The organism is Arcicella lustrica (genome assembly GCF_034930985.1).
Taxonomy (GTDB): domain Bacteria; phylum Bacteroidota; class Bacteroidia; order Cytophagales; family Spirosomataceae; genus Arcicella; species Arcicella lustrica.
In genome coordinates, this window is sequence record NZ_JAYGIM010000014.1 from 44,422 (window position 1) to 63,133 (window position 18,712).

The following is an 18,712-nucleotide window of genomic DNA, read 5'->3' on the forward strand; positions in this document are numbered from 1 at the left end:
AAATAATTCACTAATTCACAACTCACTAACTCACAATTAAATCTCACTCATTCACTAAATAACTAACTAGGTAAGCATTCCGCCATCTACTTGCAATACTTGTCCTGTAATATATTTTGACATATCAGAAGCCAAGAAAACACAAGCGTCAGCTACTTCTTCTGGTTGTCCGCCACGCTTTAATGGAATAGACTTTTTCCATTCTTCTGTAGCAGCAGCGTTCAATTCGCCTGTCATTTCAGTTTCAATAAAACCTGGAGCAATAGCGTTTGAACGAATATTTCTTGAGCCTAATTCTAAAGCAACTGATTTTGTAAAACCAATAATACCTGCTTTAGATGCCGCATAGTTTGCTTGTCCAGCATTTCCACGAATACCCACTACCGAAGTAAGGTTGATGATAGAGCCAGCTTTGGCTTTCATCATTGGTTTTGTAGCTGCTTTTGTTAAGTTGAAAACAGATTTCAAGTTTACTTGGATAACAGAATCCCATTGTTCTTCTGTCATTCTCATTAATAAACCGTCTTTAGTAATACCTGCATTGTTAATCAACACATCGATTCCACCAAAATCAGCAACAACTGAATTCATCAATTCTTCTGCTTGCTTATAATCAGAAGCATCCGAACGATAACCAATTGCTTTTATTCCTAAAGCAGACAATTCCGCTTCTAAAGCCTGTCCTTTTTCTACAGATGAAAGATAAGTAAAAGCAACATTTGCCCCTTCTTGAGCCATTTTGAAGGCAATTGCACGGCCGATGCCTCTTGAAGCACCCGTTACCAAGACTACCTTGTTTTGTAATAAAGCCATTTATTTTGAATTAATTGTTATTTCCAAAGTTCAAAAATAACATAACGCCCCAAGACCGCAAAATTATATGCTTATCTTTCATATAATAAAGTCGTCGTATTAGTTATACGTTAGTGTTTAAACTTCTTGAAAATCATGTTGGCTTGCTAAAAGTGCTAAGAATTGTTCTTCGTTGATGATTTTAACTTTGAAAGTTTGAGCATCTATTCTTTTAGGACAAATTTCATTCGCCTGAATTGATCCAATTATTAGAAAATTTGTTTTGTGGGTCACATTTTTAACATGAATTCCACCCAAAGCCCTAATTTTTTCTTTGATTTCGTAATGTTTAAAATGTTGAAATGCTCCTGCAACGGCGATATTTCTTCCTAAGAAAGAGTTTGAGTTCAAAGTAACTACTGTACTTTTAGGAGTCTCGCTTTTGTTATTAAATATCAATTCCCCATTTTCTTTTTTTAACTTTAAGAAGATACGAGTACACAAATCCACATCTTTTAACATTTCACCGCCTCGTACTTTTAGATGTAAATAGTCGGCGAGCGAATGCAATTGAAAATCTGGGAAACCCCAAGTTTTTTTTGCGTTGAGATAGGTACAAAATGTAGTGAATTTAGGCACGAGTAATTGGGCAGAACACAACGCAGATTTAAGTGCACCAATGTTAAAATCAGCAAAGTGAGCAACAATCTTTTGATTGATAATGTACGGATTAAGTTCTTGCCAAACTTCAGAAAAAGAATTTGCTACCTCTAAATCTTGTCTGGAAAAGTTGGAGTTCTGAAAATAGATTGGATTAATGTTAAAAGGATTAGGGCGAACAAACCAATGTCTCTTATCTACAACTTTATCATTTTTTAGTGCCACTATTGCTACTGAAAAGATACTTTTAGGTTGAAGATTAGCCGTTTTAATATCCAACACTACATAATCAAAATCAAAATTGTGTGGTGCTGAGATTGCTTTTACTTTAGGCACCTTAGTAGCAGAAACCTGTTGTGCCAATGGTGTTTTGTTATCTACTTTTTTAAGTACTGAGAAAACTTTATCAAGGATTTTCATAGAAATATTGTTTAAGATAAGCGTATGATTTTCAAGTATTAACTTCAAAAATAGCATTCATCCTAAAAAAACAAAATACTTTGACAACTATCTTCATTTCAAGTGCTTAATATTTATTATTCGGTAGTTTTATGAATATTTTAGGGTAAAAATCAATGAAATATTTTCTTTAAAACAAAAAAAGCGACAATCCATTTAAGAATCGCCGCTTTGAATATTTATTAAAATTTTAGGCTAAACCGTTTTCACGTAACTTCCCAACCATTTGATTTCGGAAGCGTGTTTTGCCATGATTTTCTGAACACTTTCATCTAAGAAATAACCTTCAAATTCCATCAAAAACCAGAAATTAAATTGTTCTCCTTCTTTTACCGGACGACTTTCAATTTTCAAAAGATTGATTCCTTGGCTTTCAAATTCTTGCAAGAAACGAACAAGTGTTCCGGGTTTTCCATCTTCTGGTAATTTGGCAATGATTGTCGTTTTATCGTTTCCACTTTTCTGATTGATAAAATCTTTACCAATGATAAAGAAACGGGTACGATTTTGTGCCGAATCTTGAATATTATCAAATAGAATTGGTACATCAAATAGTTTTGCAGCGATATGAGAACAAATTGCGGCTGAGTCAGTTTCCAAACCAGCCAGTTTCGCAGCTTTTGATGTTGAATCTACTTGTACGAAAAAGTCATCTTCTTTACCACCAAAGTAATCGTTCAAGAATCGCTCGCATTGACCAAATGCAATATCTTTTGAATAAATTCTTTTAATATCTGATAATTTTTCAGCTTTAGTTGCAAAAGTAAAGTGTACAGAAATCACTACTTCTGAAACAATTTTCAAATCTGTTTCATTGAGCAAATCAATCGTTTCTTTTACAATTCCTTCCAAATTGTTTTCGATTGGCACAACACCAAATCTTGCACGACCCGTATCAACACTTTCAAAAACCGAACGAATATTAGGCAAAGCCAAGTAGTCGCTCATTGCACCGAATCTACTTTCTGCGGCTTGGTGTGTAAAACTACCTTCTGGGCCTAAATAGGCAATTCTTTCGGGTAATTCTAAATTACGAGAAACTGCAAAAATTTCTAAATAAATCGCCTCGATAGCGGCTCTATTTAATAATCCATTGTTGGCAGCAGCAAGCCTATCAACAATTTGTTTTTCTCGTTCAGGACGATAAATAACCGTTTGAGTTTGTTTTTTTAACTCACCAACTTGTTTTACAACATCCATACGCTTGTTGAGAATTTCAAGCATTTGGTCGTCGAATGAGTCAATTTGATTTCTTAATTCTTCGAGAGACATTTTTGACAATATTAGATTGAGAATGCTAGGATTATGTGAATTAATGAACAGATAATCACAATTCACGCAATCATTAATTCACTCACCTATTTTAATTTAAGCCGCTAATTCGGCTGGATCTTTTTCAATAATCAGGTTTTCGATAATAAATTTCTGACGGTCTGGTGTATTTTTCCCCATGAAGTAAGTCAAAATTTTAGGTATCGTAGTATCTTTTGTTAGAATTACTGGTTCTAAACGAATATCATCATTGATGAATTTTCCAAATTCTTCAGGCGAAATTTCACCCAAACCTTTAAATCGAGTAATTTCTGGTTTTGGACTTAGCTTTTCGATAGCATTCAAACGTTCTTCGTCAGTGTAGCAATAAATCGTTTCTTTTTTATTTCTTACTCTAAATAAAGGCGTTTCTAAAATGTACAAATGTCCATTTCTTACTAAATCAGGAAAGAATTGTAAGAAAAAAGTCATCATCAACAAACGAATGTGCATTCCATCAACGTCGGCATCAGTAGCAATAATGATTTTATGATAACGCAATCCTTCTAAACCTTCTTCAATATTCAGCGCATGTTGAAGTAAATTGAATTCTTCATTTTCATACACGATTTTCTTTGTCAGTCCGAAACAGTTTAAAGGTTTACCTCTTAAACTAAACACTGCTTGGCTTTGTACATTTCGAGATTTCGTAATTGAACCACTAGCAGAATCCCCTTCTGTGATAAAAAGCATAGACTCATAACGGTTATCAGCTTTTTCATCAGTCAAGTGAACTCTACAATCTCTTAATTTTTTGTTGTGTAAATTAGCTTTTTTGGCACGTTCGTTGGCAAGTTTTTTAATTCCAGCCATGTCTTTACGTTCACGTTCAGATTGCTCAATTCTTTTCTTGATAGCATCAGCCGTAGTTGGATTTTTATGTAAGAAATTATCAAGATTTGTTTTGATAAAATCTCCAATAAAACTTCTAACCGACTGTGAACTTGAATCAGGCGACATATTATTTGAGCCTAATTTGGTTTTTGTTTGAGATTCAAAAACAGGTTCTTGCACACGAATGGCGATTGCACCAACAATACTTGCACGAATATCTTCAGGCGCATAATCTTTTTTATAAAACTCACGAACAGCACGAACGATTGCTTCACGGAAAGCCTGCAAGTGTGTTCCACCTTGTGTAGTGTTTTGTCCGTTTACAAAAGAGTAATATTCTTCTCCGTACTGATTTCCATGCGTCAAGGCCACTTCAATATCCGAACCTTTTAAATGAATAATTGGATAGCGACGTTCTTCTTCAGCAGAATACTTACTCAATAAATCAAATAAACCATTTTGGGAATAATATTTTTGTCCATTGAAATTGATGGTTAAACCAGCATTCAAATAAGCATAATTCCAAATAAGATTTTCTAAGTATTGAGGGATATAATGATAGTTTTTGAAAATCGTATTATCAGGTTCGAATATTACATAAGTACCATTTCTAGCATTCGATTCCGTTCCATCTGGCGATTCAGCAATTAATTCACCTTGTTTAAATTCAGCCCATTTGGTTTTTCCTTCACGGAATGATTGTACTTTGAAATAAGAAGAAAGGGCATTCGTAGCTTTAGTACCAACTCCATTTAAACCAACAGATTTTTGGAAAGCACCAGAATCGTATTTACCACCCGTATTGATTTTAGAAACACAGTCGATTACTTTTCCTAAAGGAATTCCACGACCATAATCACGTACTTCTACACGATGATCACTAATTTTAATTTCGATTGTTTTTCCATTTCCCATCATGTGCTCATCGATAGAGTTGTCCATGATTTCTTTTACTAAGACATAGATACCATCATCAATAGAGGAACCGTCTCCTAATTTTCCGATATACATACCCGGACGAAGGCGAATATGCTCTTTCCAGTCAAGAGAGCGGATATTATCTTCGGTGTATTGTACAGAAGTAGGGTTTGTTGACATATTCAAAGCAAGGGTTAATACTTTCTAAAATTTGTTGTGAAACAATTTTTATCAAAAACAATTAAAACTACTAATAAACTTCCAAGAGTAAAGTTATCAAAAATTGTACGTTTCCTCTATTCTACTAATCAGTGAAACAAAGCTACAAAAACATTAAGAATTTATAAAATTAGCATAATTTAATCTTAGAAGAGATAATTAATGTTAGAGGAGGTCGTTAGAAATTACTAAAAGTTGTTTTACTTTGCACTTTGTTTAGAATTAACTTCTATTGTCAATAAGATTAAATTGGTAGAAAAGTAATCCTTTTAAACCCAAAGGCAACAAATTATATGTTCAAAATCATGCAAGCAAACGATTGCTCTAACAAAGTAGGCACACGATTTATTTCTTCACACTTAAGTAAATTTATTGTTTCTGCTCTTTTCCTGTGTCTCACTTTTTTATCAAATGATGGTAATTCACAAAACTTCACACTTGGAGACCTACAAAATTTAGCACTTCCAATGCAAGGAAGTAAAATTTCGACTTCTTCAGCAAAATCTCCAAATGTTGACCCTAGGAAAGTAAATGCTACTGCAAATGCAAAGTCTTCTAGTGATTCTTTAAAAGCAAAGGCTACTGGTAGTGTTGTAAGTGCGGCAGATTCAGCTAGTGCAGCTTATAAAAAGAAAATTTTTGGGATTAACATGTTTAATAATCCGAATATCACTTTCGAAAGCTCTTTGAACATTCCAACACCCAAAAATTACATCTTGGGAGCTGGCGATGAATTGGTTATTGACATCAATGGTTATTCAGAAGAACATTATACACTTCCAATTACTCCTGAAGGTTATGTAAAAATTGCTAAGGTTGGTAATGTGTTCGTAAGCGGTATTTCTATCGAAGAAGCGAAAAAAAGAATTATAGACAGACTTTCTAAAATTTATGTAGGTTTAAGACCTTATGGAGGAGCGCCAGCCAATACAACTGCGACAATCTCTTTGGGTAGTATTAAAACCATTAGAGTTTCTGTTTTGGGTGATGTAGTAGCACCTGGTACATATTCTATTTCTTCTTTATCAAGAGTAATGAATGCTCTATACTTATCGGGCGGACCAAATGAAAATGGTACTTTCCGTGAAATCAGAGTAATTAGAGACCGCAAATTAATCGCTCAGCTCGATTTATATGATTTGTTGACAACAGGTAATTTACGCCAAAATGTTGGTTTACATGATCAAGATATTATCCAAGTAGGTTCTTACAAATCAAGAGTAGAAATCATCGGAGAAGTTAAGAAACCTGCTGTTTTCGAAACGTTACCAAATGAAAATTTAGAGAAAATCATCAACGAATATGCCAATGGTTTTACTCCAATGGCTTACAAATCAGTATTAAAAGTTCAACGTATTACTGAAAAAGACAGTAAATTGATTGATTTAAGTAATGATTTGTTATCATCATTTTACCCAAAAGCAGGCGATGTTATCACTGTTGAAAAAGTATTGATGAATAGAATTGAAAATGCAGTAACCTTAGAAGGTGCTGTTTTCAGACCGGGTAAGTTTTCTATTAACGATAGCCCGACGCTAACAAAATTGATTAAAAGAGCCGATAGTTTTAGAGAAGATGCCTTTTTAGGAAGAATTTCTATCGTCAGACTTCGTGATGATTTAACAAAAGAAAACATCTCTGTTAATTACAATGATATTTTATCTGGCAAAAGCCCTGACATTGCCCTTCATCGTGAAGACATCGTTACCGTTTATTCAGTAGTAGAATTGATGGAAAAATACACAGTACGTATTCAAGGTGAAATTAATTTAAAAGAAGATGCCCCTTTAACAAGTGCTATTGAAAAAGGCTCAACAGCAGTTTCAGAGACCCCTGGTGAAAACCCTAACAATGAATCACCTATTGGTACTTTTCCATTTTTGCATAATATGACGGTGGAAGATTTAGTTGAAAAAGCTGGTGGTTTAAAAGAATCAGCAGCTACAGGTAGAATTGAGGTAATTAGAAGAAAAAAGAATATTGGTAAAGATGACCCTTCGCAAATTACATCTACAATTGGCGAGCGTTTTAATTTTGCCATCAACAGTAATTTATCAATTGACCCAAGTGCTTCAAAATTTATTTTAGAACCATTTGATGAAGTATTTGTTCGTTCGTCTCCAAACTACGAAAAGCAACAATTTATTTCAATTGAAGGACAAGTTACTTTCCCTGGTGTTTATGGCTTAGAAAGAAAAAATGAACGTATTTCTGAAGTTATTACTCGTGCAGGCGGATTAAATGCTCAAGCTTATCCCAAAGGCGCTACATTGGTTCGTAAATTCAAAATAAGCAAACAAGAAGCTGATAGAAAAAGCGAGCAAATGAGTGAATTATCTGATAATACTACCGAAGCAAGTGTTAAAGTAAAATCTGTAAAAGAAGAAACATCTGAATCAATTGGAATTGATTTAGTGAAGGCTTTAGAACAACCTAATTCTTCAGCTGATATGCTCTTGCAAGACGGTGATATTATCAAAATCCCTAAAGAACCACAAACAGTAAGAATGCAAGGAGAAGTTTTGTACCCAACATCAACGAGATACGTTGAAAGCTTGCCTTTCAAACATTATATTTCTGAAGCTGGAGGTTTTACAGAATTATCTTCACGCAAACGTTCTTATATCATTTACGCAAATGGCTCTGTAGATAGAACAAGAAAGTTTTTAGGTTTGATAAATATCTATCCAAAAGTTCAACCGGGTTCTGAAATCGTAGTACCAAGCTTGAATATCAGACAAGGTGCTTCACAACAAGCATTACAAACGATTCAAACCCTTACGATGGGCTTAACAAGTGTTGCTACTCTTTTCGCACTTATCAGAACTTTTAAATAATATTATAATTCAGGATTTAAGATGTCAGCAAAACAACATACATCATTACCAGAAGATCAATTTTCGCTTGAAGACATAGTTTTAAAAGTCATAAAATTAAAACAGTTAATTGTAGCTAATTGGAAAATTGTCACAATTGCCACGTTCATAGGTATGGCTTGTGGTTTATCTTGGGAATTAATCACCAGAAAACCTCCCGTTTATACTTCCAAAATTCTATTTAATATGGAAAATGGTGGTAGTTCTCCATCAGGTGGACTATCAGATTTGGCAAGTGCTTTTGGTGTAAATACAGGGGCAGCTCCTTCTTCTAATTTGTTTGTTGGAGAGAACTTCAATGAACTTATCAGAACTAAAAATCTTTACAACCGAGCATTACTTACTAAAGTGAAAGTAAAGGGTAAAGATGAAATTTTCGCCAACTATTTTTTACGTAGAAGTGGTATTCGTGAAATTGAAATGGAAGATGATGAAGAGATTCAAAACTTTCAATTCAAACATAGTAATTATAAAGAATGTACTGTTAAAGAGAAAGCTCAGTTAAGGAATATTCAAAACTTTTTGATGCCACTAACAGATATCGCTAACGAAAGTAAAAAAGCATCTTTTGTTACTTTGACGGTTATTACAAGAAACGACACACTTTCTTATATATGGTCATATCTTTATCTGAAAACCATTACAGATTTTTATATTGAAACCAAAACCAAAAAATCTAAAGATTTACTAGTATTGGTTGAAAACAGAGTAGATTCTTTGAGAAGAGAATTATATCGTACTCAGGGTGCAGCGGCAAAATTTGCAGACCAAAACCAACAAGTAATTGTTCAACAAGGATTGGTTCAGCAACAACGTTTGGCTACGAACAGCTCGCAATTACAAAGTTTATATTATGAAGCTGTAAGAAGCTTAGATAATATGAGGTTTTCGATGGTAAAAGAATCTCCACTTTATAGTATTATCGACGATGCTGAGTTACCTTTTCCGAAGGAGACCGACAGAATAACAAAAGGAACAATTATTGGAACCGTTTTAGGATTGTTGCTTTCGATTTTATACGTTGTCTTTTCGAAAACAATGGGTAAAATAACTAATAAAGTAGAAGAGTAATTATTTAAAAATATGCAAGAAACAGTTATCGAGTCAGGTAGGTCAGAAAAGTATTATTGGCAAGATTTGTGGAGGTTTAGAGAATTACTTTACATTCTGGCAATTCGAGATATTACCGTAAAATATAAACAAACATTTGTAGGAGTTGCTTGGGCTATTTTTCGCCCAGTACTTACTGTGTTAGTCTTTGTTTTTGCTTTTGATAAAGTAGCCAAAATAGAAAGCCATTCTACAATACCCTTACAAATCATTATTTTTACTGGTGTTATTTTTTGGAATTTCTTTGCCATGTCATTCCAACAAGTAAGCAATAGTATTACGGGAAATGCTAATTTGGTATCCAAAGTTTACTTTCCAAGATTATTGATGCCATTGAGTGCGGTAGCAGTACCTTTATTAGATTTTATCGTTGGTTTTGTAGTTATGATTCCATTTCTAATTTACAAAGGATATACACCAACAATCAATATTTTATTTGTTCCAGTATTTCTATTTTTAGCATTTTTTGCTTCATTTAGTTTAGGCGTAATTTTTGCCTCTCTAAATGTTCAATTTAGAGATTTCCAGCAAATTGTACCATTGGTAGTTCAATATGGTTTTTTTGTTTGTCCAGTAGCTTATCCAATATCATCCTTAAAAGATTTCTCTTGGTATCCAATCTATCAATGGTTAAATCCATTAGCGGGAATCATAGAAGGTTTTAGATGGTGTTTAATTCCAAATTATACAGATTTCGAATGGAATAGTTTTATCCCAACCATCATATTTGTAACCTTAACCACTACGCTGGCAATCATTTTTTTCCGTAAAAAAGAGAATTCTTTTGTGGATTACATTTAACATTATTTGCATAATGTAGAAAAACCCTTTGAAAATGACAGTAATTGAAGCTGAAAATATAAGTAAAAAATACATTATCGACCACATCAAAAGTAATGCGAAAGCGAATACACTCAGAGAGGTAGTAACAGATAAGTTAAAAAATATATTCAATAAAAAAACTGAAGAACAAATAAGCCACGAAGAATTCTGGGCTTTAAAGAATGTTAGTTTTAAAATTGATCAAGGTGACAGAGTTGGGATTATTGGTTCGAACGGAGCTGGTAAATCAACAATGTTAAAAATCTTGAGCAGAATTACTGAACCTACCGAAGGGAAAATCAAGATTAAAGGAAGAGTTGCTAGTTTGCTTGAAGTTGGAACTGGATTTCATCCAGAACTTTCTGGGCGTGAAAATATCTATTTGAATGGTTCAATCTTGGGAATGAAGCGAGAAGAAATCAAAAAACATTTTGATGCCATCGTGGATTTTGCTGGAGTAGAAAAGTTCTTAGATACTCCGGTAAAAAGATACTCCTCTGGAATGTATGTTCGCCTTGGTTTTGCCATTTCTGCCCATCTTGAGCCTGAAATTTTGATTGTAGATGAAGTATTAGCAGTAGGCGATGCTGAATTTCAAAGAAAATGTTTAGGCAAAATGAAAGATGCTTCTAGCTCTGGAAGAACCATTCTTTTTGTAAGCCATAATCTTACTGCTGTACAAGGACTTTGCAACAAATCTATGTACATGCAAAAAGGTAAATTACTTGAAATGGGTGAAACCAACCAAGTATTAGCCACTTATTTAAGTCATGTTCAGAAAACAGAATTAGAATCTAGTTGGACAAAACCAGAAGACGCTCCAGGAAACGATAAAGTTAGGCTCAAAAAAGTAAAACTTACTCCAGACTATCAAGGTAATTTAAAACATATTGATGTTAGAACATCATTCAAAATTCAGATTGAATTTTGGAACATGGTCGATAACATTAACGCCAATATAAGTTTACATCTAAATTCTTTAACGGGTGAATGTATTTTTAATATTGGTACACCATCCTTAGAGCTGAGAAAAGGTGTAATTTATGCTGAATGTGAAATCCCTTCTGATTTTATGAACGATGGGTCTTATTCAATATCGTTGATGATTGTTCAAGATAAATCAATCGTAATTCATAATTTCGGTGAAGTATTAGTTTTTGAAATTGAAGATTATCGTGAAGGAACAGCTTGGTACGGAAAATGGCCAGGTTATATTAGACCAAAAATCAACTTTCCTATTACTCAACTTGAACTAGAAAATGTTAGCTAGGAAAAGGTTATTAAAACTCATTAATTCTTTTCCTTTAACATCAACAAATGATAAACGTTACAAAAACATATTTACCTCCCATTGAAGAGTACCAACAATATGTACAAGGTATTTGGCAGAGAAATCAATTAACTAATAACGGTCCATTAGTTCAGGAATTAGAAAAAAAGCTTAAAGAATATCTTGGCGTAAAACATTGCTTTTATGTAAGCAACGGAACTATTGCAATACAAATAGCACTGAAAGTACTGAATATTACCAAAGAAGTAATTACTACACCATTTTCTTATTGTGCTACTTCTCATGCTATTGTATGGGAAAATTGTACGCCTGTGTTTGCAGATATTTCGCCTGATGATTTTTGTATTGACCCTTCAAAAGTAGAACAATTAATTACTGAAAATACCGAAGCTATTTTAGCAACTCACGTATATGGAAATCCTTGTGAGGTAGATACATTGGCTGCTATTGCTCAAAAACACAACATAAAATTAATTTATGATGCTGCTCATGCTTTTGGCGTAAAAGTAAATGGTACTTCTTTGTTCAGTTTTGGCGATATAAGTACTTGTAGCTTTCATTCCACAAAAGTATTTCACTCGACAGAAGGTGGTGCAATTTTTACGGATGATGATCAGTTAGCGTATTTGATTGATAGTTACAGAAGCTTTGGACATAAAAGTGATAACTATTATACCATTGGTATTAATGGAAAAAATTCGGAATTTCATGCTGCAATGGGCTTATGTGTATTGCCTAAAGTAAAGGAAATTGTAGAAGCTAGAAAAAACATTTTTGATTTGTATGATAAACTTTTGAACTGGGATAAATTAACGAAACCTAAAGTAAAAATCCCGGTAGAAAGTAATCATGCATATTATCCAGTTTTCTTTGACTCTGAAGAGGTTTTATTGAAAGTAAGAACTGCATTAGAAGCTGAAAACATTTTTCCAAGACGATACTTCTATCCTTCTTTAAGCACATTAAAGTTTGTAACAGCAGAAAGTAATTGCCCAATTTCTGATGATGCAGCTCCAAGAGCAATGGCTTTACCGCTTTATTATGATTTAGCCCATACTGATGTTGAAAGAATTAGTACGATAATTAATAACACTATTTCATAAAGAATATGACTTTCTTGTATCCTATCATATTTGCCATTTTCATTGGTTTTGTATTTAGAGTATCGGCAAGAGTTTGTCAGAAATCATTAATTGATCTCATTATCATTGCCTACATTGTTTTCTGTGGAAGTGTTATTCTAACAGGTTTTACGCTTTCTGAAATTCATAAAATGAACGATAGAAGGTTTTGGGCAATCGGTGTATTTATTCCTGCTTTTATTTTCTACATTCAATTCACAAAATTTTTCGGGAAAGATAGAAACGAAAACTTTACTGTCTTTCAAATGATTGGTAGCCAAATTCAGGCAGTTTGGAATTGGTTTGGCAATCTTTCAGTGTTTTTAAAATGGATTTTCGCTGGACTTTTCATCAGTCTTGGCATTATTGAAATCACCAACTTTATTTTAATTTGCTATACTCCGCCTAATGAATGGGACAGTATGACTGGTCATTTGAATCGACTTTTGTACTATCTCCAACACAATACGATGTCGCATTTCGGTGGAACAAACTGGAACATCGACAGCTATCCAAGAAGTGCTTGTACGATTCAAATTTATAATTATTTAATGTCTGGTAAAGTTGAGAATTGGTTTAAAGCTATTCATCATACTGCTTATTGGATGATAGGTTTTGGCGTTTTTGGAATTGTTAGAAGTATCAGTAAAAACCTAACGGCTAGTTTCTTTTGTGCTTTAGTCGTGTTATTGCTACCTGATGTTTTAAAACAAACGATAACAACAGAATCTGATATTGTACTTGCCTCATATTTAGCTTGTTTGGTTTATTTTTTATTCAGTTTTAACGAAAAGAAAAAAAGAAGATACCTTTATTTAGCTGGTTTTAGTTTCGGAATTGCACTTGGACATAAAATCACTTTTGTGTTTTCTCTTCCACCCGTTTTCTTGATTTTACTTTATACCGTTTTCAGAGATGACGAAAAAAGTAATTTCCTTCGTCTTACTTTTGCTCATTTTAAACACTTATTTGTTGCCTTTATTTTAGGCTTTTTACTATTTGCACTTCCAGCGGGATACATAGAAAACATTCAAAAATATCATCATCCGATTGGACCTCCAACTGCTTTAAAACATCAGTCAATTGATAGAGCAGGTTCAAAAGCCAATCTTATCAAACAAGGTTCTCGCAATGTTTTGAGATACAGTATTGATTTAATCAATTTAGATGGTTTAAGAAACTGGGAAGCAGGTGAAACTTTGAATAAAGCAATGAAAAAACCAATTATTTGGTTTGAAAGAAACGTTTTAAAAACACGTTTAGAAGCCGAAAAAGACTTTACCATTGTTCCATTTACTTATCATAAAAGGTTCGAATTTTATAATATGAGTCCCTACTGGGGAATTTTTGGCTTTGGTTTAATTCTTCCTTTAGTATTAATGGTGCTTTTCCGTATCATAAAAGCAAAAGCTGTTTACTATTATTTAGGACTAGCTTTTACGCTGCACTTTATTGCGCTATGTTACACAGCAGCTTACGACCCTTGGAAAGGACGATACATGATAAGCAGTGCCATTTTTGCCGTGCCATTTTTGGCTATACTTTTTACAGAACAATATTCTATTGAGAAAGCAAAGCATCTCTTTTTAAAAACCTATGTAGGCTTTGTTGTAATTATTGGAATCGCTTCGGCACTTTCATCTACCTTTTTAAATTATAGATGTCTTCCTTTTAGTGCTTATGGCAGAAAGTCAGCATTTGATATGACAAGAATGGAAATATTAACAGAAGCTAGACCAGATATAACCAAAGCTTATGAGAACTTCAATAAAATAGTTCCGCAAGATGCGACTGTGGCAGTGGCAACTATCAACGATGATTACGAATACCCACTTTGGGGAGATAAACTCACAAGAAAATTAATCGTTATCAATCCTTTTGAACAAGGTTTACGCCCCATTCCAAAAGAAGCTGATTATTTATTCTTTGCCAAAAGTGTGATTAAACCCAAAATTAGTGATATCCGTTTGGGAACTGATACAACCATGACTAAAAATGTAATTGTAAAAAGTGAAGATTATTACCTCAGAAAATTACGCTAGTTACTTTAATATTCGATGATGAAAATTGCAATTATGCAACCTTATATATTCCCATACATTGGGTATTTTCAGTTAATTAATGCTGTTGATAAATTTATCATTTATGATGATGTAAATTATATCAATAAAGGTTGGATTAATCGGAATAGAATACTTGTAAATGGCAAAGACAGCTTATTTACTATTCCATTGAAAGAGGCAAGTCAAAATAAATTAATTAATGAAATTGTAGTAAATTGGGATGAATCGTGGAAAAATAAATTTCTAAAAACCATCGAACAAAGCTATAAAAAAGCACCATTTTACTTGGATATTCTTCCATTAATTGAAAAAACTATTAGCATAAACCACACTGCTATTTCTGAAATAATTACACTAAATTTAAAATTAGTCAACGAATATCTTGATATTAATACTGAAATTGTAAGCAGTTCCAGCATTTACAACAATACTCATCTAAAAGCCCAAGACAGAATTATTGATATTTGTTTGCAAGAAAAAGCAACAACTTACATCAATCCGATTGGTGGCTTGGAATTGTATGATAAATCTGTTTTCAAAAATCAGGACATGGCATTATTTTTTATTAAAAGTAAAGCATGTACTTATAAACAATTTAAAAATGAGTTTGTACCTTGGCTTTCAATTATTGATGTTTTGATGTTTTGTTCAAAAACAGAAGTCAAAGAATATTTGAACAATTTTGAATTAGTTTAGCTTATACTTATCATTTTTGATAAAATCAGTGGCTCGCCACGCTAAAAATACCTTAAAAAATGGCAAAAGTAGTAGTTTTCGGAACTGAATTAGTGGCGGAATTAGCCCACTATTACTTAACAAATGACTCTGAGCACGAAATTGTTGCTTTTACTGTCAACCAAGAATATATCAAAGAACCCACTTTTTGTGGACTTCCAGTAGTAGCTTTCGAAGAAGTTACTACGCTCTTCCCTCCTGCTGAATTTAAGTTTTTTGCTCCGCTTTCAGAACGAAAAATGAATCAAATTAGGGCAAAAATCTATCAAGAAGCAAAAGATAAAGGCTATGAATTTATTTCATACATCAGCTCGAAAGCAACAGTTTTAACCGATAAAATTGGAGAAAATTGTTTCATTTTAGAAGATAATACTATTCAACCTTTTGTAACAATTGGCAATGATGTAGTACTTTGGTCGGGCAATCACATTGGTCATCACAGTGTTATCAAAGATCATGTGTATTTTACTTCACACATTGTACTTTCGGGACGTTGTATTGTTGAACCTTATTGCTTTTTAGGTGTAAATGCAACAATCAGAGACGGAGTACATTTAGCAGAAGGAACGCTCATTGCGATGGGAACCAACTTTACAGGTAAAAAGTCCGATGAATGGAGTATTTATAAGGGTAATCCTGCCGAAAAAGCAAAAATTTCAAGTAAAGACATTAAATTATAATTTATGAATTGGATAAAAAAAGGACTCATCTACAAGCCCGATGGTAAATTTGGTTGGAATCAAACACATGCACATGTGCTTTGTGCTGATACCAGTTTCGAGGATAAATTACGCATTCATTATTCTACACGTGACGAAAAAGGAAGATGTATTGCTTCGTTTTTAGACTTAAATCCGAACAATTTATCAGAAGTACTTTATGTGCATGATCAACCTACTTTAGCATTAGGTAAAGCAGGAACATTTGATGATTGTGGCATTATGCCAACATGGTTTCTGAATCATCCCAATGGCGAAAAATGGCTTTATTATATCGGTTGGACAGTCAGAAATACTATTCCATATCATAATTCAATTGGCATTGCAAAAAGTACTGATGGCTTGAACTTCACAAAAATGTTTGAAGGACCAGTAATTCATACCATTGCCACAGAACCACTTTTTAATGGAAGTTGCTGTGTTTTATTTGACAAAGGACTTTTTAAAGTATGGTATCTAAACTGTACCGATTGGTATAATGCTCCCGATGGCAAAATTGAACCTTGCTATCATTTAAAGTATGCCGAATCTGTAGATGGCATTAATTGGGTTCGTCAAGGTAAAATTGCTATTGATTATAAAGATGAAGTTGAAGGCGGTATTTCAAGACCTACAGTACTGATTGAAGATGGTATTTACAAAATGTGGTATTCTTACAGAGCAATTGACGATTATAGAACTAATACCGAAAGAAGTTATAGAATTGGTTATGCCGAATCTCAGGATGGAATAGATTGGATCAGACTAGACGAACAAGTAGGAATTGATATTTCTGAAAGTGGCTGGGATGCTCAAATGATTGAATATCCACTGGTCATTAATCATCAAGGAGAAAAAATAATGTTTTATAACGGAAATGGCTTTGGTGCAAGCGGTTTTGGTTATGCTGTTTCAAAATAAACATATCAAAATATGATAGATGTAGAAAACTTCAAAAAAACTGGTTACCAGCTTATTAAAGGACTCTTCACAGTCGAAGAAATCGACCAAATCAGACAAGATGCTAGCAATATTTTTTTAAATCAAATGCGATACCTCAACTATCCAATTGATAATATTAACTCGGATGAAGATTTCAATAAATTATTGTTTCAACTTTTTGAGGAGCATCCCAATAGATTAATTGCTAGTGGAAAACATATCCAACACCTTATTTCTCTTCATAGACTTTCTTTAGACGAACGTATTGTAAGTAATCTACAAAAATTAGGACTTCAAGTTCCTAATATTTGTACTCGTCCTGTTATGTTTTTTAATGCTAAAAAACTCGCTAAAAAGCAGGTTTATTGGAAAACGGATGCTCATCAAGACTGGAGAAGTATGCAAGGTTCATTAAACTCTATGGTTGTTTGGGTAGCTTTAGCAGACATTGACACATCTCTTGGAGCCTTAGAAGTAATACCAGAAAGCCATAAACTAGGCTTACAAACTACCGAAATGGTCGATTCTTTTGGACTTATTCCTGATGATTTAGTGAAAGGAAATCAGTTCGTTCCTGTTGAAGTACGCAAAGGTGATGTCTTATTTTTCTCTTCATTATTAATTCACCAATCGGGAGATAATTCAACTGAAAATGGTATTCGTTGGTCTTGCCATTTTAGATATAATGATTTATCTGAAAACCAGTTTATCGAACGTGGCTATCCGCATCCTTATGTGTATTATCCAAATCCAGATTTAATTACGCCAGACTATCCTCAACTTGAAGATGTTACTAATTATTTTCAGTCATGATTGAAACAAAACAAGCTGCAAATATTGAAGTAAGTGTTTTCATTACGGTTTACAATCACGAAAAATTTCTGAGAGAATGCCTAGATAGTCTTGTTAGTCAAGTAACTAATTTCAAGTTTGAAATTGTTATTGGGGAAGACTGTTCCCCTGATAACTCTCGTGCCATTGTCATTGAATATGCTAATAAATATCCTGAATTAATTGTTCCTATTTTATATGAAGTAAACCAAGGTTCAAAAAAATGTCCAGGCAAGGGAAATTTTACAAATACATTTTATCAATGTAAAGGGAAATACGTTGTTCATATCGAAGCCGACGATTATTTAATTAATAATCATAAACTTCAAATGCAGTATGATTTTTTAGAGCAAAACCTTGATGCTTCTGCCTGTTTTCATAACGCCATTATGTCGTATGAAGATGGGACAGGAAGACCCAATACCAATATCAACCCTCCAGACCAAAAAACTAAAATCTATCCAGAAGATTTTCTTGGTCAAAAAGAAATATGGTTTATGGCAACTGCAAGTGTGATGTTCAGGAGAAATCTGATAGGAGAAAAATTTCCAGATTGGTTTTTACAATCAAAAAGTGGCGATATTCCTTTGTATTTAATGTTATCAAACAAAGGTTACATTGGTTATCTTCCAGATGTAATGTGTGTGTATAGAAGGCATTTGAGTGGAATGAGTTATACTGATAGCAATTTAGATGAAGTCTTTATTAAAAATAGAATGTTTATGTATTCTAATGTTGATAAAGAACTAAATTTCAAATATAATCATTTGATAAAACCCATTTTAGGCGAATATTATTTATTACTTACCAATGTTTTTAAGCTTAAAAATCAGTACTTCCAAAGTATTTATTTTGCTTTTATTTCATTGTATTTAACAAAGCCCAATTCAAAAGAACATTTAAAATTGGTTTTTCAAGACTTTATTATTCCAACTGGTTTGATGAAAGTTTATGCTAATGTAAAATGGAGATTAGAAACTTTATTTAGTAAAAAAGTCTCTCAATAATATTGAGAGGCTTTTCCTTTTGG

At 33.2% G+C, this 18,712-nt stretch carries 15 protein-coding genes; 11 read left to right on the top strand and 4 right to left on the bottom strand.

Annotated elements, in window-relative coordinates; all coding sequences use genetic code 11:
* Window positions 1-66: 66 nt before the first annotated feature.
* The 4 genes from fabG to VB798_RS17780 form a co-directional block, all read right to left on the bottom strand.
* Window positions 67-813, bottom strand: coding sequence for a 3-oxoacyl-[acyl-carrier-protein] reductase (gene fabG, locus VB798_RS17765; RefSeq protein WP_184136978.1), 747 nt, complete (start codon window positions 811-813; stop codon window positions 67-69).
* Window positions 814-930: 117 nt separating this feature from the next.
* Entirely contained in the window at window positions 931-1,872 is a 942-nt protein-coding gene (locus VB798_RS17770; RefSeq protein ID WP_323260774.1) for an exonuclease domain-containing protein, read from the bottom strand.
* A gap of 234 nt (window positions 1,873-2,106) precedes the next feature.
* Window positions 2,107-3,183 (bottom strand): prephenate dehydratase, encoded by a 1,077-nt coding sequence (pheA, locus tag VB798_RS17775; protein ID WP_323260776.1) that lies wholly within the window; start codon window positions 3,181-3,183, stop codon window positions 2,107-2,109.
* Window positions 3,184-3,279: 96 nt separating this feature from the next.
* A complete protein-coding gene (locus VB798_RS17780) occupies window positions 3,280-5,154 on the bottom strand; it encodes a DNA topoisomerase IV subunit B (RefSeq protein WP_323260778.1) in 1,875 nt (624 codons plus the stop codon).
* 344 nt (window positions 5,155-5,498) lie between these two features.
* Between VB798_RS17780 and VB798_RS17785 the strand changes: the two genes are divergently transcribed.
* The 11 genes from VB798_RS17785 to VB798_RS17835 are packed head-to-tail and all read left to right on the top strand — an operon-like array spanning window position 5,499 to window position 18,689.
* Window positions 5,499-8,030, top strand: coding sequence for a polysaccharide biosynthesis/export family protein (locus VB798_RS17785; protein WP_323260780.1), 2,532 nt, complete (start codon window positions 5,499-5,501; stop codon window positions 8,028-8,030).
* A gap of 21 nt (window positions 8,031-8,051) precedes the next feature.
* Window positions 8,052-9,140, top strand: coding sequence for a hypothetical protein (locus VB798_RS17790; RefSeq protein ID WP_323260782.1), 1,089 nt, complete (start codon window positions 8,052-8,054; stop codon window positions 9,138-9,140).
* A gap of 12 nt (window positions 9,141-9,152) precedes the next feature.
* Window positions 9,153-9,980, top strand: a complete 828-nt coding sequence (locus tag VB798_RS17795; protein WP_323260784.1) for an ABC transporter permease — start codon at window positions 9,153-9,155, stop codon at window positions 9,978-9,980.
* 34 nt (window positions 9,981-10,014) lie between these two features.
* The gene (locus VB798_RS17800) at window positions 10,015-11,271 is read left to right on the top strand and encodes an ABC transporter ATP-binding protein (RefSeq protein ID WP_323260786.1); all 1,257 of its coding nucleotides are present in this window, start codon (window positions 10,015-10,017) and stop codon (window positions 11,269-11,271) included.
* 47 nt (window positions 11,272-11,318) lie between these two features.
* Window positions 11,319-12,395 (top strand): DegT/DnrJ/EryC1/StrS family aminotransferase, encoded by a 1,077-nt coding sequence (locus tag VB798_RS17805; protein ID WP_323260788.1) that lies wholly within the window; start codon window positions 11,319-11,321, stop codon window positions 12,393-12,395.
* Window positions 12,396-12,400: 5 nt separating this feature from the next.
* Window positions 12,401-14,455: a glycosyltransferase family 39 protein gene (locus VB798_RS17810; protein WP_323260790.1), complete on the top strand. Its 2,055-nt coding sequence runs from the start codon at window positions 12,401-12,403 to the stop codon at window positions 14,453-14,455.
* Between the two features lie 33 nt (window positions 14,456-14,488).
* Window positions 14,489-15,172, top strand: a complete 684-nt coding sequence (locus tag VB798_RS17815; protein WP_323260792.1) for a WbqC family protein — start codon at window positions 14,489-14,491, stop codon at window positions 15,170-15,172.
* A 59-nt stretch (window positions 15,173-15,231) separates the two neighbouring features.
* Window positions 15,232-15,891: an acetyltransferase gene (locus tag VB798_RS17820; RefSeq protein ID WP_323260794.1), complete on the top strand. Its 660-nt coding sequence runs from the start codon at window positions 15,232-15,234 to the stop codon at window positions 15,889-15,891.
* A gap of 3 nt (window positions 15,892-15,894) precedes the next feature.
* On the top strand, window positions 15,895-16,830 hold the full coding sequence (locus tag VB798_RS17825; RefSeq protein WP_323260796.1) for a glycoside hydrolase family protein: 936 nt from the start codon (window positions 15,895-15,897) through the stop codon (window positions 16,828-16,830).
* Between the two features lie 12 nt (window positions 16,831-16,842).
* Window positions 16,843-17,664: a phytanoyl-CoA dioxygenase family protein gene (locus VB798_RS17830; protein WP_323260798.1), complete on the top strand. Its 822-nt coding sequence runs from the start codon at window positions 16,843-16,845 to the stop codon at window positions 17,662-17,664.
* A complete protein-coding gene (locus tag VB798_RS17835) occupies window positions 17,661-18,689 on the top strand; it encodes a glycosyltransferase family 2 protein (RefSeq protein WP_323260800.1) in 1,029 nt (342 codons plus the stop codon). The genes VB798_RS17830 and VB798_RS17835 overlap by 4 nt, the downstream gene beginning before the upstream one ends.
* The last annotated feature ends 23 nt before the right edge of the window (window positions 18,690-18,712 follow it).

Bases quoted from the DNA above. Each gene is read 5' to 3' on its own strand.
- VB798_RS17815 (WP_323260792.1), top strand. From the start codon at position 14,489: ATGCAACCTTATATATTCCCATACATTGGGTATTTTCAGTTAATTAAT.
- VB798_RS17790 (WP_323260782.1), top strand. From the start codon at position 8,052: ATGTCAGCAAAACAACATACATCATTACCAGAAGATCAATTTTCGCTT.
- VB798_RS17830 (WP_323260798.1), top strand. From the start codon at position 16,843: ATGATAGATGTAGAAAACTTCAAAAAAACTGGTTACCAGCTTATTAAA.
- VB798_RS17785 (WP_323260780.1), top strand. From the start codon at position 5,499: ATGCAAGCAAACGATTGCTCTAACAAAGTAGGCACACGATTTATTTCT.
- VB798_RS17795 (WP_323260784.1), top strand. From the start codon at position 9,153: ATGCAAGAAACAGTTATCGAGTCAGGTAGGTCAGAAAAGTATTATTGG.
- VB798_RS17835 (WP_323260800.1), top strand. From the start codon at position 17,661: ATGATTGAAACAAAACAAGCTGCAAATATTGAAGTAAGTGTTTTCATT.
- VB798_RS17780 (WP_323260778.1), bottom strand. From the start codon at position 5,154: ATGTCAACAAACCCTACTTCTGTACAATACACCGAAGATAATATCCGC.
- VB798_RS17810 (WP_323260790.1), top strand. From the start codon at position 12,401: ATGACTTTCTTGTATCCTATCATATTTGCCATTTTCATTGGTTTTGTA.
- pheA (WP_323260776.1), bottom strand. From the start codon at position 3,183: ATGTCTCTCGAAGAATTAAGAAATCAAATTGACTCATTCGACGACCAA.
- fabG (WP_184136978.1), bottom strand. From the start codon at position 813: ATGGCTTTATTACAAAACAAGGTAGTCTTGGTAACGGGTGCTTCAAGA.
- VB798_RS17805 (WP_323260788.1), top strand. From the start codon at position 11,319: ATGATAAACGTTACAAAAACATATTTACCTCCCATTGAAGAGTACCAA.
- VB798_RS17820 (WP_323260794.1), top strand. From the start codon at position 15,232: ATGGCAAAAGTAGTAGTTTTCGGAACTGAATTAGTGGCGGAATTAGCC.
- VB798_RS17825 (WP_323260796.1), top strand. From the start codon at position 15,895: ATGAATTGGATAAAAAAAGGACTCATCTACAAGCCCGATGGTAAATTT.
- VB798_RS17800 (WP_323260786.1), top strand. From the start codon at position 10,015: ATGACAGTAATTGAAGCTGAAAATATAAGTAAAAAATACATTATCGAC.
- VB798_RS17770 (WP_323260774.1), bottom strand. From the start codon at position 1,872: ATGAAAATCCTTGATAAAGTTTTCTCAGTACTTAAAAAAGTAGATAAC.